We start from the raw sequence: 207 nt of genomic DNA, 5'->3' as shown, positions 1-207 counted from the left end.
GTACAGCGTCCGCGCGATATCTCCCACGAACACGTCGAACGAGAAGCTTGCGAGCTGCAGCAGCCGCACCGGGAACTCATCCAACCGGTATTCCCGCCGGTAGCCCGCCGCCGTGTTCACCAGGCTGCGATGCTCGATCATCACGCCCTTCGGCTTGCCCGTCGTTCCCGACGTGTAGATCACGTACGCCAGGTCCTCCGGACGGGC

1 protein-coding gene is annotated in these 207 nt (G+C 64.7%); it reads right to left on the bottom strand.

What is annotated here, in order from left to right:
- Positions 1-207 (bottom strand): AMP-binding protein (locus ACL9RM_RS26850; protein WP_414126737.1); only part of this gene is annotated, 207 nt, incomplete at both ends.

This window comes from Paenibacillus sp. S29, from assembly GCF_049319765.1.
Classification (GTDB): Bacteria; Bacillota; Bacilli; order Paenibacillales; family Paenibacillaceae; genus Paenibacillus; species Paenibacillus polymyxa_B.
This window is presented reverse-complemented; position numbering and strand designations above follow the sequence as displayed.